The sequence below is a fragment of the Oleiphilus sp. HI0123 genome (genome assembly GCF_001635315.1).
In genome coordinates this window covers 1-16,613 of record NZ_LWGE01000047.1, presented here as the reverse complement: position 1 = coordinate 16,613, position 16,613 = coordinate 1, and the positions used below count along the sequence as shown (strand labels likewise).

Below are 16,613 nucleotides of genomic sequence, written 5' to 3'. Positions count from 1 at the left end.
CCGTATAGTATTCATCTTCAAGCCCTATCATTATTAGTATTGCGAGGAAAGATACGATGAGACATGAAATACTCCCTTCGCCACAAGGTCTTCACAATTACTCAGGCTCATTAAAAGGCCTCACCAATCTATGTCTACGATTTGCCAAGCAATTACACTCGCTAGCATGGCGACTGGAGATACACCGACAACGTAAAAAGCTGCTTCAACTGAGTGATGCTCAATTAAGAGATATTGGCGTGTCCCGACAAGAAGCACAACTCGAAGCAAGTCAGCCTCTATGGAAGTAGAGGCTTAAGCCGTCAAATACCAGGAGGCAAATCACCCTGCTTTCTGTTATAAATAGGCTTCGTATCGGTATAAGAGCATTAAGCTGCCGTCTAATCGTGCAATGCTTATTAAAGATGGGTGAAAACAAAATACTCCATGTCTATCAAGAAAACTCCTTTTCTTACCTTGCTTCTGTCGCTCACATTGTTGATTAGCGTCTTATACGGGCATAAGCATGATGAACAACAGTGGCTATCTATAAACAAACATTACCAACAAGATTTATTAGCAATCGAAGCCCCCATTTTTTTTGATTACCTTGATCGTAGGCTAAACATAGAAGGCCTGGGTTCAGCCCAAAAGATTGATAGCTTAAAAGCTGATTTTGAAGATGGTGAGTCGCTTCCTACGATCAAAGCTATCTTGGAAGATTCAGCTTTTTCCTCCTATATCAAGCAGAATGGCAGCATGTTTCTTGAGAAAGCCATACTGGAAACATGGCATGAGGAGCGGCTTATAATTGAGCAAATGTATCGCGCCACCAGTACAAACTTACTTGGCCTTTCTGCTCAAGACTTCAGCATCAGACAGATCCTCACTCATGTTTTCGCACACCCCTCTCATCCATTGTTTATTTTAGTATTTCTATGTTTTTCAGTTTTATCCTTCTACTTTGAAAAGCGCTTTGGCGCCTTTAAGCTGTACTGCTATTTTCTGTTTTCGATGTTTATTTCTTCACTCACCTATCTATTATTCACAACCAAAAGCAATGCCGTCTTAGTTGGGCCTCTTGGTGCTATCTATGGCCTGGCAAGCCCGCTAGTGTTAGACAAACTAAAGAATTTCCAAGCCAAAAGAGAGTCCTTGCAACCCTCAAAATCGGCCTTATTCATGTTACTAATGCTTACTCTAAGCTTAATCACCTATACCGTTTTACATACGCTCGACCAACCTAGGCCTAGCATATATCTTCTTGCAAGCATGCTGCTTCCGGCACTCTCAACAGGCATTTTCATGAGCTTAAGCATGAAAGTTGCAGCGAAAGAAACCCCAAAAAACAAGCCAAGAATAACTGCCTCCGTTGATTGGGAGTACAGAGCAGAGCTTTCAAAAGCAATGGAATTCCTATCGCGCTTCGAGTTCAATACTGCACGCCAGTTATTGCGATCACTGGGTGCTAAATATCCCGAATCACGAGCAATATTGGAGCAGCGTTACAACTTGGCAAAATTGCATACTGAAGACTCGAGCTATTGGAAGCATGCACAGAACCTTATTGAACTGTGTGTCCGTAAATCAGACTACGAAAGAATTTGTCGATTATTTTCCGACATTCAAAAAAATGCTGCTAGTAAAAAAAGGGCTCAAGAATGCTTACAGCCCGAGCACTATCATAAGATGATGATGCTTTTTATTAAACATGGAGACCTGCCTAAAGCTGAGCAAGCCTTCTTGTTTCTCGAACTTGCTGGCAACCAACATATTACACAAGATGCTTGCCTCTTGCTTATTCAGGAGTTCAAAATAAGGCATACTGCTGCTAAACAACAGCAATATGAAATGCTACTCGAGCGACTCAAGGCTTAGTTATGAAAGCAAGCACTTTCGACCTAATCAGACATGGCGAACCCGTTGGTGGACAACTACTACGAGGTTCACAAGACGACCCCTTATCAGACTTGGGCTGGCAGCAAATGCACGACAGTGTAGGGGGTCATAAACCCTGGACCCGGATAGTGACTTCACCATTAAGTCGCTGTCAGGCCTTTGCCAATAAGCTAGGGGAAGACCTAAGCCTCTGCGTCGACATAAACCCGATGTTTCGTGAAATTTCCTTTGGTGAATGGGAAGGAAAGAGCGTCAAAGAACTGATGAAACACGACCCAAAGGCATTAAGAAACTACTGGGAAGACCCCGATAATCACGCTCCCCAAGGCTCCGAGCGAATGTCTGATTTCATTCAGCGTATTCATACAGCTTGGGAAGCCTTAGTGCTCGAATATCAAACTGAGCATACTTTACTTGTATGCCATGGGGGCGTTATCCGAGCTATATTAACCCACGTACTAGGTATGCCTAGTGACAGGCTTTGGAATATTGATGTACCTTATGCCAATGTAAGCCGACTCGCTTATCATCACTTTCCCGATGGCGGCCATACTGCTCAACTTAAATTTCACCAAGCACGCTTCTCTCAAGACTAAGCTCCACCTTTCTTCGTTCTGCACCTGAAGATGCACCTTTTTCGAGTATTTTTTGTACCAGTCATTTCCCTTGACGCACGTCAAGGCAGCTTACGCCTAGTGCGCATAAACTGATCCCCTAACAATGCAGGAGGAATGGATAGATGAAACCGCTTGAGGTGACCGAAGACTTGGCGCCCTTACTAAACAAATACGACGTTTACGGGCCAAGATACACATCTTATCCAACTGCACTTCAGTTCAATGATAACTTTACTGAAGCTGACTATCGTACTCATGCTCAGGCAAGTAACCAGTTGCCTGTTCCCAAGCCTCTTTCTGTTTATATCCACATTCCATTTTGTAAGTCACTTTGTTACTACTGTGGCTGCAACAAGATTGTGACGCACAAGCAGCAGCTAGCCACTGACTACCTCGATTATCTATATCGGGAAATCGAAATGCACGGCAAGTACTATGCTGACGACCGTTTACTGCAACAGATTCATTTTGGTGGTGGCACTCCCACATTTTTAAGCCCTCAGCAATTACGTGAAGTCATGGAAGTGCTGGCACAATCCTTCCACCTAGGTCTTCCTGACTCATTAGAAATTGGCATTGAAGTTGACCCACGTACAGTCACACCAGAAGAAATGACCGAATTAGTGACCATGGGCTTTAACAGAATCAGTATCGGCGTTCAGGACTTTGACCCTGAAGTGCAGAAAGCTATCAACCGTGAGCAAAGTAAAGAGCAGGTTGAAGCGGTTATCCAGTCAGCTCGCGATAACAAAGTTGATTCAGTATCTATTGATATTATTTACGGCCTGCCAAAACAGTCTCGCGCAAGTTTTTCGAATACGCTTGATGAAGTCATTCGTATTAAACCGGATCGAATCGCACTCTATAATTACGCACATATGCCTCAACGCATTCCGGCGCAAAGGCTGATTCACTCAGGCGACCTTCCAGGAACAGCAGAAAAACTTGAAATATTCACCGATAGTATCCAACGCTTAACTGAAGCGGGCTATATCTATATCGGTATGGATCACTTTGCACTACCTACTGACAGCTTGGCTAAAGCCCTTGATACAGGTGGTTTGCAGCGTAACTTCCAAGGCTATTCTACACATGCAGAATGCGATGTAATTGGTATTGGTGTCAGTGCTATCAGCCGGGTCAATGATGGCTATAGCCAGAATGTCACCGAAGTATCCAAGTACAAAACCGCCGTTGATAAAGGACACTTACCTATCAAACGCGGCGTTAATCTCAATACCGATGACCGCATCCGTGCAGATCTAATCCAACAAATTATGTGTGACGGTGTCGTTGATTACAGTGACTTCGGTGACGGTCACGATATTTTTTTCCACCGTTATTTCAACAGTGAACTCAGTAGCTTGAATGACCTCGCAAGCGATGGTTTGATCGAATTAAGTGACCAAGGATTCAAGGTGACACCCAAAGGAAGAATCTTTCTGCGGAACATCGCTATGAAATTTGATGCATATTTTAATCAAACAACTCTACAGAATACTGAGCAACCACGGTATAGTAAGACACTATAATTAAAATTTTATGGTGATTTACGTATGCCGAGCTCGAATTCTGTGGCATCTCCGTCCTTTTTAAAGTGCGGACAATGCTCTCTTGGAAAACTTTGCTTGCCAGTAGGGTTAGACTCAAATGATATGGTTTCGTTAGAAAACATTATTGAGCCTTCGTCCCCCTATAAAGAAAACGAGACCGTCTACCAGTCAGAACAACACTTTGAAAGGATCTACGCCGTTAAATCGGGCATGTTCAAAACCGTGGTTATTGATGCGAACGGTAATGAGCATATTGTCGGTTTCCACCTGCCCGGTGAACTTTTCGGCTTGGATGCGATCTACCCACAGAAGTATATTTCAACAGCTATTTCTCTTGGCACTTCCTCTGTCTGTGGTATTAACTACAACGATTTAGAAAGCCTTGCAGCGAAACTTCCCTCCCTACAGCGCCAATTATTTAGCTTAATGAGTAAGGAAGTACATACTTCACAGTCAATGACTGTGGAACATTCTGCTGACCAGAAACTAGCCGGTTTTATCCTCGCATTATCTTCTCGCTACAAGCAACGCGGTTATTCCGATACTCGAATTAACCTCATGATGCCGCGTCGCGATATTGCTAATCACTTAAATATGGCCGCCGAAACGGTTAGCCGTTTATTTAAGCGTTTTCAAAAAGAAGGCTTGCTAGAAATTAAGCGTACAGACTTACACATCATCGATATGAATGGCTTAAAAGAACTCGCAGGCTGCGCTTCGGCTTGTTAAACAAGGAGCGCGCGTGAGTAAACTTAAAGTCTTTTTGTTTGTCTTTGTCCTTTCTCTGGTTTCAGTCAATATCGCAAGCGACTACTATCGCGATGACCTTTATCGTTTAGCGATCGAGTTTGAAGCCTCAAAAGCAAACCTTCTACCTAAAAAAATCTCGATTGAAGGCAAACCTTACGCTTATCTGGAAAACTCTCGCCAAGATAAGCTCGGCACAATCATCATGCTGCACGGCTTTAGCGCCAATAAAGAAAACTGGATACGTTTTTCTGAACCGCTAGCTGACAAGTATCACCTTATCGCTCTAGATTTAATGGGCCATGGTGATAGCACTATCGACATGAGTCAGTCTTACTCCATCGTCGAGCAAAGCGCATTCGTAAAACAGTTTGCAAGTGCCTTGAATCTCAAACGCTTCCATCTAGTCGGTAATTCTATGGGAGGCGCCATTTCATCACTTTACGCAGCAACCTACCCAGAGCAGGTTCTATCGATAACCCTAATTAGCCCTGCGGGTATCCATGATATTCCCTCAAAAATGGATGAGCTTTTATCTCAAGGTATCAACCCCCTAATCGCGTCAAACACTGATGAGTTCAACGAGCTTATGGACTTTGTAATGGAAGATAAGCCTTTCATACCCGACGTTATCACCAAGGTCGAAGCAGAAAAGTCCATTCGTCGCCTGGAAATCAATCAGAAAATATTCAAAGATATTCGTAGTGACTTGGGCAAGGGGCTGGAGCAAAAGTTCACCAGTATCATTGCGCCTACTCTAATTATTTGGGGTGAACAAGACAGGGCTATTAACGTAAAAAACATCGACAAATATACAAAATTAATCTCTGGTGCCCAACAGCTGGTACTCGAAGATATTGGTCACCTTGCCATGCTTGAGGCTCCAAGTGTTTCCGCAGAGGCAATGCTTGAGTTTTTACCCAAGCCTTCTTCTTAATACTACGTATAGAGTTAAAATGAACAGCACAATCAAGGAAAAAAAGGACTACCTGTTGCATTGGATGTATGACTTTATCGAAGATGATGAAGAGCCAGCATACTTGGCGCAGCATGTAGAGGAGTGCGACCAGCTAATTACAGCATTTATCCATGATGTGACTAGCAATCACCAAAACAATGATTTTTCTTGGGTTTCTACCCAAATTGAGTCTTTGGTGAAAAAACTAAATGACCTGAACTTCAAACTCGACCATCAGCTAATTGAGACCGACCAACGAGAAGATATTTGCGCCCTGATTAAACTAGTTGTACAAAGCGCTGGCCACGAGTATTCCGAAGATATCACTGAGCGATGGAGAACGTGGTAAATACCTCAGTACCACTATTGCAAACCCAAAACCCCTCTTTGTATATATTTTGATCTACATCAATTATCTTTACTATTAATCAACCCTTCCATCCGCCATGTGATTCACATCAAAGCTTTCCCTAGTCTCTAGCTTCATGATGAGAAACTATAAGAACGACAAAAATCAGGTACATGCCGTAGAGTTTCAACTCTGTTACCTCTCTTTTCTTTCGTTTTCCGATTTTTGAATCTGAACTCACGATTAGGAGGCATATATGTCTAATGTAAACGTTGCTTTTGTCACGGGCGGAACCGGTGGAATAGGTACTGCGATCTGCCAAACACTACATGATGAAGGCTACACCGTTGTTGCTGCATCCAGCAGCCAAGAAAAAGCCGACAACTGGCAAGCGCAACTCAAAACACAAGGCTATGACATTAAAACCTGTGTACTGGAGGTTGCTGATTTTGACAGTTGTACCCGCAATATTCTTGATATTGAAGAAAGCATTGGCCCCATTGCAGTTTTGGTGAATACCGCTGGTATCACTCGCGATACCAGCTTAAAACGAATGTCACCACAAAAATGGCAAGAGGTCATTGATGTGAACCTGAGTGGAACCTTCAATACTTGTCGGAATGTCATCGAGTTCATGTTGAAACGCCAATACGGGCGAATTATTAATATCTCTTCTATCAACGGTGAAAAGGGCCAATTTGGTCAAGTGAATTACGCTGCCAGCAAAGCTGGCATTCATGGTATTACCATGTCACTAGCGCAAGAAGTAGCCAGCAAAGGCATTACTGTTAACACTATTTCCCCTGGTTATATAGCAACTGAAATGGTGATGGCGGTCGAAGAGAGTATAAGAAACCAAATTATCGCCCAAATTCCGGTCGGCAGGCTGGGTGATCCAAAAGAAATAGCGAGACTTGTTGCTTTCTTATCAGACAAACAGTCTGGTTTTATCACTGGATCAAATCTTTCCATTAACGGCGGTCAGCACATGCACCACTAGTAAATAACAAGGAGACATACATGAACGAATTTATCGATTCATTAAGCGAACAAGCGAAACGCTTTGTTGAGCCTGCAAAAGAAGTGAATAGATTGCTACTGAATAACGTAGGTGAGTTAGTTGATATTCAAGCGCAAGCCTTTGCAAACTACGCTGAAATGGGTATAGCCCAGGCAAAATCGGCATTAGAGATCAGAAATAGCGATTCACTGAACGCCTTTGTAGAGCAACAATCTGAATTTTCTGAGACTGTTCAAGCTCAGTTTAAGGGCGATGCAGAAAAGCTTACTGACTTGGCTAGCCAAACCGCTGAGGGCTTAAAACAGGTGTTTTCTAAAGAGACTGTATAAGCCATTCAACCTCAGTATAGTAAGTTCAACTATCAGGGGCGACTAACGCGCCCCTTATTTTCTTCGCTATTTCTAATTCTAAAAAACATTCATCAAACTGCTATTTGTTCACGTTTGATAAAAAGACTACTATAAGCAGCTCAAAACAAATGACCAGTGAAAAGGAAGCTAAGTGAACCAGCATATAGCCAAAATGCGACACATGCTTGAGAAGAAGTTCAAAGCAAACTTAGCGGAATGGGACCGTTTCCTAGATTTTTTCCATGTTCAAGAACTCGATGAAGGTGATCATTGGATTCGAGCAGGGGATGCCTGCGAAGAGTTTTTCTATATTTCTGACGGCATTCTCAGGCTCTACTATGTCGACCAAGAAGGCAACGAAGTAAACGAAGGCTTTTATGAAGAAGGTCAAATGCTGGGCCCCATATCAAGCTTCGTAAATGGCACACCCTGCCCCTATTATATTCAAGCACTCGAACCCGCCAGCCTTGTTGTCGCGAACTACCATCAATTTCATTCCTATGGTTATGATGATCCCGAGTTATTACGTTTCGAAATCACCTTTATGCATGAACTCTTCGTACGCAATGCTAAACGCGATGCCAAGCGGCTACTCAATAACGGTGAACAACGTTACAAGTGGTTTTGTAAAGAATACCCTCACTTCCTGGAGCGCATCCCCCAATACCATATCGCCTCGTTTCTCGGCATGACGCCCGTTAGCCTGTCCCGCCTTCGAAAAAAGTTTTCTCAATAGCCTCAGCTAGCCATCTATAAGGAACAAATACTTACCAAGTTTTGCTTGCTGCTCCCCACGCACTGGTCAATAATTAATCAAGACCTACCGCTACTGAGGAGTGTTCATATGCCTGTTAGCCAAATCGACACCCGACTTAATATATCGTCCGTACCTGAAAAAACTACTTCTAGTGACGCAAGGTCTTCACCGCAAAGTGATGGCACAGAGCAAATTGGTCAAGTAGAGGCCCTTCGCAAAGAATTCAATGCTGCCGTGTTGAATGCTAACTACGAAGTTAGCCTCAGCGTCAAGAACGAACCTATGAGCCTGCTTTATCAGACCGCTATCGATGCGATCAATAAAGAGCTAGAAGGTGACTTTGGCGAAAACTCAATCCAGTCCGGTTATGAGCAAGGCCTGGACGTCTCACCCGAAGCGACAGCGGGCCGGATTGTTAATTTCTCGACTAGCCTGTTTCCACTTTATCAACAACAACACCCTGAATTGAACGAGAGTGAGCAAGTCGAAAAGTTTGTCGATATTATTAGCGGTGGTATTGATACCGGATTTTCTGAAGCACGCGAGATACTCGATGGATTAGGAGTGTTAGAAGGTGAGATTGCCGAGAATATCGATAAGACCTATGACTTGGTTCAGGAAGGCTTGCAAGCCTTCAAGAAGCAGTTTGAGGTGCAGGAATAGCTTAATTATTCTCCCACCAGCACGCGAATGGCACAAAAAAGCCGAACTAGGAAACTCTAGCTCGGCTCTGTTTGCTGCTTGTTTATCTAAAGACTTTAGATATCCAATGCCAAACGCGTACCCTGATTAATTGCACGTTTTGCATCAAGTTCTGCAGCCACATCAGCACCACCAATCAGGTGATATGGCTTATTCAAGCCCTCAACTAATTCACGCAGTGGCTCCTGGCCCGCGCACAAGATAACGTTATCCACATCAAGTACTTTCTTCTCACCTGCGACATCAATGTGAATACCTTGATCGTCCACTTTCTCGTAAGTACAGGCAGGTATCATGTTGACGCCTTTGTTATTTAGACCCGTGCGATGAATCCAGCCTGTTGTTTTTCCTAGCTTCGCGCCAACTTTAGACTTCTTACGCTGTAATAAGTAGATTTCTCTAGCAGAAGGGCTAACTTGCGCTTCAACGCCCTCAATGCCACCACGAGCCTCTAGCGACATATCAACACCCCATTCTTTCATAAAGGCTTCGATATTTTGGCTTGTTGCTTCACCTGAGTGGGCTAAGTATTCCGATACATCAAAACCGATACCACCTGCACCGATTACCGCTACTTTCTTACCCACTTCTTTCTTATCGCGAAGTACATCGATATAACTCAGTACTTTAGGGTGATCAATACCCTCTATTTCAGGTGTACGTGGGCTAATACCGGTAGCTAGAATAACTTCATCAAAATCGCCCTGATTTAAGTCCTCTGCTGTCAAACGCTGACCAAGCTGAAGGTTTACACCCGTCTTCTCGATCATCTTGCCAAAGTAACGGATCGTTTCGTAAAACTCTTCCTTGCCGGGTACTTGCTTAGCAATATTGAACTGCCCGCCAATTTCATTTGCTGAATCAAATAAAGTTACTGTATGTCCACGCTCAGCTGCCGACGTCGCAAATGCTAAACCAGCTGGGCCCGCGCCAATAACAGCCAACTTCTTAGCCGTTTCTACTGGAGATGAAGCAAACTCTGTTTCGTGACATGCCTTCGGATTCACCAAGCAGCTAGTTAGCTTGCCGCTAAATACGTGGTCAAGACAAGCCTGGTTACAACCGATACAAGTGTTGATCTCGTCGCTCTTGCCCTCAAAAGCTTTCTGAACAAAGTCAGGATCCGCAAGGAATGGGCGTGCCATCGACACCATATCGGCATCGCCACGCTCTAGAACTTCTTCAGCCACTTCCGGCGTATTAATACGGTTAGAAGTGATCAATGGAATATTAAGCTCTTTTTTGAACTTAGCGGTTACCCAAGTAAATGCTGCGCGCGGTACTTTTGTCGCAATTGTTGGGATACGTGCTTCATGCCAACCAATACCAGTGTTGATGATGGTTGCACCTGCTTTTTCAATCGCCTTACCTAGCTGTAGTACTTCTTCATAGCTGCTTCCACCCTCAACCAAGTCGAGCATAGACAAACGGTATATAATAATAAATTTTTCACCCACGGCTTCACGTGTACGACGCACGACTTCTACAGCCAAGCGCATACGGTTTTCGTATTCGCCACCCCATTGGTCATCACGCTTATTAGTACGCTTCGCTAAGAACTGGTTAATGAAATAACCTTCTGAGCCCATGATTTCAACGCCGTCATAACCACCTTTTTGAGCATTAACCGCTAACATTACGATATCACTGATCTGCTTTTCGATACCGGCTTCATCAAGTTCTTTTGGTGGAAAAGGGTTAATCGGTGCCTGAACAGCAGAAGGCGCAACCAAATTAGGGTTAAACGCATAGCGACCCGTATGTAGAATCTGCATACAGATCTTACCACCCGCTTCATGAACGGCATCAGTAATAGTTCGATGTGCTAGTGCGTCTTCTTCTGTCTTAATTGACTTGGTATGAGGATGCGTAGCACCTTCCTGGTTTGGACCAAAACCGCCCGTAACAATCAGGCCAACTCCACCGCGAGCGCGTTCTGCAAAGAAAGCAGCCATTCGTTCATGGCCATCTTTTTCTTCTTCCAAGCCTGTATGCATTGAACCCATCAAAACACGGTTTTTTAAAGTCGTGAAACCTAAGTCCAATGGCTTTAACATATTTGGATATAATTCTGCTGACATCTCTCTCTCCGCTGACGCTTTTAATTTTTTCTTAGGTTCATTCCACCCTCATCATTCCCACATACAAGGTGAATTGCCCTGCAAAATAGGGCCACCTGGTTGGAGCGGGAATCCATTTGTCTGAATGACCTAGCTTATATTCATCCTATGCAAATCTTTTCATAACGTCCTTATCATTTGTTAATGTGCTAAATTTTTTCTATCGCAATAATCTTTAGTACAAGTACGGCACACTGATAGACGTATTGATAAGAACATTAATAGAGGAGCATAGCACCGTGTCGAAATATTGCGCGCCAATCACTGATATGAAATTCCATATAAAGGGCAATTCTGCTATCGACAATGACGATGCGGGCTTAATTCTCGACCAGGCTGCAGAGTTTTCAGAGCAAGTCTGGGGCAGCGTCAATCAACATGGAGACCAAAATGGCTGTCGTTACAAGGATGGTAAAGTACTACTAGACCCTAAGATTCGCGACGCATTTAAAGCTTTTTCTGAAGCAGGGTGGATGGGAATCTCGATGCCAGAGGAGTGGGGTGGGCAAGCGCTACCTGAAGCACTTAGCTCAAAGGTATCGGAAATGTTGACCAGTACCAACCAATCTTTATGCATGTTCACAGCGCTCACCAGCTCTGCATGTAAAGCTCTGATTTCATTCGGTAATGATGAATTAAAACAAACCTACCTTCACAACATGGTATCAGGTAATTGGACGGGCACCATGTGCTTAACTGAATCTCATTGCGGTTCCGACCTAGGTGAAATTAAAAGTAGCGCAAAGATTAATGCTGACAACAGTTACGCGATATCAGGTACCAAAATCTTTATCTCTACAGGTGATCATGACGCTAGTGACAATATTATTCATTTAGTACTCGCTCGTATTAAGGGTGCACCTGAAGGTATTAAAGGCCTATCTTTATTTTTGGTGCCAAAAATTTTTCCAGACAATAATGAATATAACTCCCTTAGTTGTATTGGTATTGAAGAAAAAATGGGGATACACAGCAACCCTACCTGCACGATGGCCTTTGAAGAAGCAAAAGGCTTCCTGGTTGGCGAAGAGAATGGCGGTATTAAAGCCATGTTCAAAATGATGAATGAGATGCGTCTGGGAACCTCCTTACAAGGCGTGGGTATGAGTGAACAGTCTTTTCAGGCCTCGTATCAATATGCTGTCGAACGTGTTCAGGGCCAGTCCCTGGATAAAAAATTGCGCGGACAAACCACTGGTTTGATAGGTCACGCTGACGTGCGCAGGATGCTCCTCACTCAAAAAGCGTTTGCTGAGGGGGGTCGAGCATTTTGCCACTATTGTGCAGAGCTGCTTGATAGGGAAAAAGCCGGAAACGATGCCGAGGCCGCAAAACTACTAGGTTTACTTACGCCTATCGCCAAGGCATTTCTCACCGAAACCGGTCAAGAGTCTGCTTCTTTAGCTGTCCAGGTTTATGGCGGCCATGGTTATATTACCGAAACTGGCGTCGAGCAAATCTACCGTGATGGACGGATTTCTACGCTTTATGAGGGAACAACGGGGATTCAGTCTCTCGACTTGCTAGGAAGAAAGGTATTGGGCGACCAAGGCCAGGCACTGATGTTATTTACAAAACAGCTTCATGTGCTCTCCAAATCGATACTTAAACAAGACAGCGATACCGAGCTAATCCAGCTTGCTGAGCAAGTAAAAACTCTCAGTAAAGAATGGCCACAAATGATTCAAAACGTCGGTATGAAAGCTCTCCAAGATCACGGCGAAGTCGGCGCTGCTGCCTATGACTTTCTGATGTATTCAGGTTATGTAACCTTGGCTTATTTCTGGCTGGAAATGGCAGCTAAAGCCGAAGCCAAGCTTCAAGATAACGATACCACGACATTCTCAGAAAGCTTTTTGAAAGGCAAGATAAAGACCGCCAAGTTCTACTTTGCGCGTATCTTACCGCGGATTCAAGCACACCAGGCGGCGCTGCAATCCGGGGCTGAGAGTTTGTCATTACATGAAGAAGATGAGTGGTACTTTTAAGAACTTCAACGGGATTATTTTTTGTAGGCAGAGGGTTCCACCACTCTCTAAGAATCTGCCTATGGGAGCTGTTTCGAGCATCGCACTCATTTAGATACAAAAAAACCCGGAGCTTTTCAGCGCCGGGTTTTTAGTCTTAAGGAAGCTAATTTAAGCTTGCTTAGGACCTGCATCAACGATCGCATCAGATACGTCAAACTTCTTGAAGTTTTCAACAAACTGAGAGATCAAATCAGCTGCTTTTGCATCGTACGCTGCTGGATCTTCCCAAGTATTACGTGGGTTAAGCAACTTAGCATCAACACCTTCCAATGAAGTTGGAACGTCTAGATTCAAGGCTTCCAAGTGCTCTGTTTCAGCATCAGCCAAAGCGCCGCTCTGGATTGCGCTGATGATTGCACGAGTCACCGGAATGCTGAAACGTTGGCCTGTGCCGTAAGCACCGCCTGTCCAGCCCGTGTTAACCAAGTAAACCTTAGAACCGAACTCTTCCATACGCTTCATTAACAATTCAGCGTAAACGCCTGCTGGGCGTGGGAAGAAAGGTGCACCGAAACAGGTAGAGAACGTAGACTTCAACTTAGAGTCTGAACCCATCTCTGTAGAACCAACCAATGCCGTGTAACCACTTAAGAAGTGGTAAGCCGCACCTTCTTTAGACAACAATGATACTGGAGGTAGTACACCCGTCATATCACAAGTCAAAAATACGATAGCGTTTGGCTCGCCTGCTAAGTTTTCAGCAACACGTTTTTCAACGTGCTCTAGCGGGTAGGCACAACGACCGTTTTCAGTAATGCTTGTATCTGTGTAATCTGGTAGACGCTTATCATCAGAAAGCGCTACGTTTTCTACGATTGCACCGAACTTGATCGCATCCCAAATGATTGGCTCATTCTTTTGAGATAGATCAATAGTCTTCGCATAGCAGCCGCCTTCAATATTGAAGACAACGCCTTTGCCCCAACCGTGCTCGTCATCACCAATAAGGTAACGCGCAGGGTCAGCAGACAAGGTAGTTTTACCTGTACCTGACAAACCGAAGAACAATGTTGTTTCGCCGTCATCACCAACGTTTGCAGAACAATGCATTGGTAATACGTCTTTCTCTGGCAACAAGAAGTTCTGAACAGAGAACATTGCTTTCTTCATTTCACCCGCATAACGCATACCTGCAAGCAAAACGCGACGCTTGGCGAAGTTGATGATTACTGTACCGTCACTATTAGTACCGTCACGCTCAGGTACACACTCAAAGCTTGCAACGTTTAGGATTTCCCATTCTTGCTTATCGGCCTGGTTATATTGCTCAGGGCGGATAAACAGATTGCGACCAAACAGGTTCTGCCAAGCAGTTTCTGTTGCAACCTTAACAGGTAGATAGTGATCAGCATCTGCACCCACGTGAAGGTGAGAAAGATAGCTATCTCGCTCAGCCAAATACGCCTCGACTCGTTCCCACAAAGCATCGAACTTTTCAGGGTCGAATGGTCGGTTAATTGGACCCCAGCCGATTGCATCCGAAGTACTCGGCTCATCAACAATATAGCGGTCCATAGGAGAGCGTCCTGTTCTTTTGCCGGTGGTAACGACTAAAGAACCATTAGCAGCCAAGCTGCCTTCTTTGCGCTCAAGTGCGTGCTCTACCAATACGGCTGAGCTTAGATCAACATAAGTGTTACTCACTTCGACCTCACTTGGGTTAAGTTTGACTACGTTTTAGCTTTTTCTAAAACAGAGCCTGGAAAAATTTGGGGCGCCATTATGCCAAATTGTTGTACAAAAAACGACTAAATTTAGAAGCAAGTCATTTTTGTTCACTTTAAAACATGCAAAGGCGATAGATTTTCAGATTAGAACTTGCATAAGGCTTATATGTAATATTTTCACCTTATTCAAACAAATAAGCCTAATGGGGCTCGCCTAGATCGAATAAATTTTGTACATCTGTCCGATCAAAAGTGTAACGTGCAGCACAAAATTGACAATCTACTGTAATCTCGGCTTCATGCTCCAGTATATCCAGCGCTTCTTCTTTTCCTAAGCTTTGAATTGATGCCGCCGTGCGCTCTTTGGAACACGAACATTTAAACTGTACTGGCTCAGATTGATAAGTAATCACTTTTTCTTCGTGGAATAGTCGCACCAGCAAGGTTTCATTATCTGTGCTCACGAGTTCTTCTGAGGACAATGTCTTAGCCAGTTGGGTCACCCTGTCCCATGCATCCTGATCTTCAATTTCTCTATAGCCTGGTAGTTTTTGTAACATTAAGCCATAGCAACCTAGCTCATCAGCACCTAGTAACATATAGGTATCGAGCTGTTCAGACATTTCAAAGTACTGCTCTAAACACTCAGACAGTGTTTCACGCTCTAAGGGGACGATCCCCTGATAGCGGTTTCCTCGATCAGGGTCGATGGTAATCACTAACTGCGCATTGCCTAAATAATCTTTTAACGGCAGACCTTCTTCAATGTCACCTTGCCAATGCGCAACCCCTTTAAAGGTCTTCAGGTTCGTCGTTTCTGCCATCAACAAACTTAGCGCCCCTTCACCTCGCGCATGAATAGACAGACGACCATCAAACTTCAAGGTTCCGGTTAGCAGAACTGAGGCTGCGATCGTTTCACCCAGGAGCGCTTTAACTTCTGAAGGGTAAGACATGTTTTTGCTCGCCTGCTGGAAGCTCTCTCCTAAGCGTACCCACTCACCTCGAATTTGCAGCTCTTCAAAAAGGAACTTCTGGAAAGTATCTTGATCAATCATGTATATATCCTGTTACTTCGAGTCTTATCACATTAAAGATAGAGCTCATTCAGATTCTGAATTTATATTCTTAAAACGGTGAATGCGTCGGCGGTCGCGTTTATTTGGCCTTTTAAAAGGTGCGGGTAGGCCTGCCATTGCTTGCTTTCGTTCCGCCAGCGCCTCCTCTCTTTTTACAATACTTTCTTCTGTCTCACGATAGAGTTCTTGAGCCAAGCTCGCATTTTTTCTGCGATCACTTAAACCTTCAACAATAACGACCTTATCAAACCAACCCTGGCGAATGGTTAGTTCTGCACCGATATCAACTGTCTTACCAGGTTTACAGCGTTGTTGATTATAATGCACCTTACCACCATCAATTGCCTCTTTCGCCAAGCTTCTGGTCTTGAAGAAGCGAGCAGCCCAAAGCCACTTATCAATTCTTACTTTTGCGTCTGTACTCATTTACAACAAGTCTCTAAAGTCACGAACTAAGGGAAAATCTCCTTGCTCTCTGTCAGGCTTCTGGCTATCAGGCTGGGCAATTGAATATAAGTGCTTAATACCAAATTCTTTTGCAGCGGCAAGTACCGCCTCATTATCATCAAAGAAAGCTGTTTTTTCTTTATCAAAGGGCCTTGCCTTATGAAGTCGCTGCCAGAAGTCAGACTGTTCTTTAGCCAAGCCATAATCGTGAGAACAAATGATCTCGTCAAAGAAGTCAGCCAAGTCGGTTTGCTCAAGCTTGACACTAATACTACCTTGATGGGCATTGGTAAGGATGGCCATCTCTACAGGCATATTTTTGACGGCTCCCAGGAATT

17 protein-coding genes are annotated in these 16,613 nt (G+C 44.0%); 12 read left to right on the top strand and 5 right to left on the bottom strand.

Going from position 1 to position 16,613, the window contains the following annotated elements:
• Positions 1 to 56 precede the first annotated feature (56 nt).
• The 11 genes from A3761_RS00585 (at position 57) to A3761_RS00535 (ending at position 8,893) form a co-directional block, all read left to right on the top strand.
• Positions 57 to 290, top strand: a complete 234-nt coding sequence (locus A3761_RS00585; protein WP_068508732.1) for a DUF1127 domain-containing protein — start codon at positions 57 to 59, stop codon at positions 288 to 290.
• Between the two features lie 136 nt (positions 291 to 426).
• The gene (locus tag A3761_RS00580; RefSeq protein WP_068553377.1) at positions 427 to 1,857 is read left to right on the top strand and encodes a rhomboid family intramembrane serine protease; all 1,431 of its coding nucleotides are present in this window, start codon (positions 427 to 429) and stop codon (positions 1,855 to 1,857) included.
• A 2-nt stretch (positions 1,858 to 1,859) separates the two neighbouring features.
• Positions 1,860 to 2,474, top strand: coding sequence for a histidine phosphatase family protein (locus A3761_RS00575; protein ID WP_068508738.1), 615 nt, complete (start codon positions 1,860 to 1,862; stop codon positions 2,472 to 2,474).
• A gap of 143 nt (positions 2,475 to 2,617) precedes the next feature.
• Positions 2,618 to 4,027: an oxygen-independent coproporphyrinogen III oxidase gene (hemN, locus tag A3761_RS00570; protein WP_068553376.1), complete on the top strand. Its 1,410-nt coding sequence runs from the start codon at positions 2,618 to 2,620 to the stop codon at positions 4,025 to 4,027.
• Positions 4,028 to 4,123: 96 nt separating this feature from the next.
• The gene (locus tag A3761_RS00565; protein ID WP_197469823.1) at positions 4,124 to 4,777 is read left to right on the top strand and encodes a helix-turn-helix domain-containing protein; all 654 of its coding nucleotides are present in this window, start codon (positions 4,124 to 4,126) and stop codon (positions 4,775 to 4,777) included.
• A gap of 13 nt (positions 4,778 to 4,790) precedes the next feature.
• The gene (locus A3761_RS00560) at positions 4,791 to 5,732 is read left to right on the top strand and encodes an alpha/beta fold hydrolase (protein ID WP_068553375.1); all 942 of its coding nucleotides are present in this window, start codon (positions 4,791 to 4,793) and stop codon (positions 5,730 to 5,732) included.
• Positions 5,733 to 5,751: 19 nt separating this feature from the next.
• Positions 5,752 to 6,102, top strand: coding sequence for a hypothetical protein (locus tag A3761_RS00555; protein WP_068508746.1), 351 nt, complete (start codon positions 5,752 to 5,754; stop codon positions 6,100 to 6,102).
• A gap of 256 nt (positions 6,103 to 6,358) precedes the next feature.
• Positions 6,359 to 7,102: an acetoacetyl-CoA reductase gene (phbB, locus tag A3761_RS00550; protein WP_068508748.1), complete on the top strand. Its 744-nt coding sequence runs from the start codon at positions 6,359 to 6,361 to the stop codon at positions 7,100 to 7,102.
• 20 nt (positions 7,103 to 7,122) lie between these two features.
• Positions 7,123 to 7,452 carry a phasin family protein gene (locus A3761_RS00545; protein ID WP_068553374.1) on the top strand — a complete coding sequence of 110 codons (330 nt, stop codon included), beginning with the start codon at positions 7,123 to 7,125 and terminating at the stop codon, positions 7,450 to 7,452.
• Between the two features lie 172 nt (positions 7,453 to 7,624).
• Positions 7,625 to 8,209, top strand: coding sequence for a Crp/Fnr family transcriptional regulator (locus tag A3761_RS00540; RefSeq protein WP_068508752.1), 585 nt, complete (start codon positions 7,625 to 7,627; stop codon positions 8,207 to 8,209).
• Between the two features lie 108 nt (positions 8,210 to 8,317).
• Positions 8,318 to 8,893, top strand: coding sequence for a DUF5610 domain-containing protein (locus tag A3761_RS00535; RefSeq protein WP_068553373.1), 576 nt, complete (start codon positions 8,318 to 8,320; stop codon positions 8,891 to 8,893).
• A gap of 95 nt (positions 8,894 to 8,988) precedes the next feature.
• Here A3761_RS00535 and A3761_RS00530 read toward each other — a convergent pair whose 3' ends face one another.
• Positions 8,989 to 11,013: an NADPH-dependent 2,4-dienoyl-CoA reductase gene (locus A3761_RS00530; RefSeq protein ID WP_068508760.1), complete on the bottom strand. Its 2,025-nt coding sequence runs from the start codon at positions 11,011 to 11,013 to the stop codon at positions 8,989 to 8,991.
• Between the two features lie 278 nt (positions 11,014 to 11,291).
• Here A3761_RS00530 and A3761_RS00525 point away from each other — a divergent pair, with 278 nt between their 5' ends.
• Positions 11,292 to 13,040 (top strand): acyl-CoA dehydrogenase C-terminal domain-containing protein, encoded by a 1,749-nt coding sequence (locus A3761_RS00525; protein ID WP_068634469.1) that lies wholly within the window; start codon positions 11,292 to 11,294, stop codon positions 13,038 to 13,040.
• A 150-nt stretch (positions 13,041 to 13,190) separates the two neighbouring features.
• Here the strand turns inward: A3761_RS00525 and A3761_RS00520 are convergent, their stop codons facing one another.
• The 4 genes from A3761_RS00520 to A3761_RS00505 form a co-directional block, all read right to left on the bottom strand.
• The gene (locus A3761_RS00520) at positions 13,191 to 14,726 is read right to left on the bottom strand and encodes a phosphoenolpyruvate carboxykinase (RefSeq protein ID WP_068508763.1); all 1,536 of its coding nucleotides are present in this window, start codon (positions 14,724 to 14,726) and stop codon (positions 13,191 to 13,193) included.
• A gap of 223 nt (positions 14,727 to 14,949) precedes the next feature.
• Positions 14,950 to 15,807, bottom strand: a complete 858-nt coding sequence (hslO, locus tag A3761_RS00515) for an Hsp33 family molecular chaperone HslO (protein WP_068554988.1) — start codon at positions 15,805 to 15,807, stop codon at positions 14,950 to 14,952.
• Between the two features lie 45 nt (positions 15,808 to 15,852).
• Positions 15,853 to 16,254 (bottom strand): ribosome-associated heat shock protein Hsp15, encoded by a 402-nt coding sequence (gene hslR / locus A3761_RS00510; protein WP_068508767.1) that lies wholly within the window; start codon positions 16,252 to 16,254, stop codon positions 15,853 to 15,855.
• Positions 16,255 to 16,613: HAD-IA family hydrolase (locus A3761_RS00505; RefSeq protein ID WP_156491456.1), on the bottom strand; the 359-nt coding region annotated here is incomplete at its 5' end. It lies immediately after the preceding gene.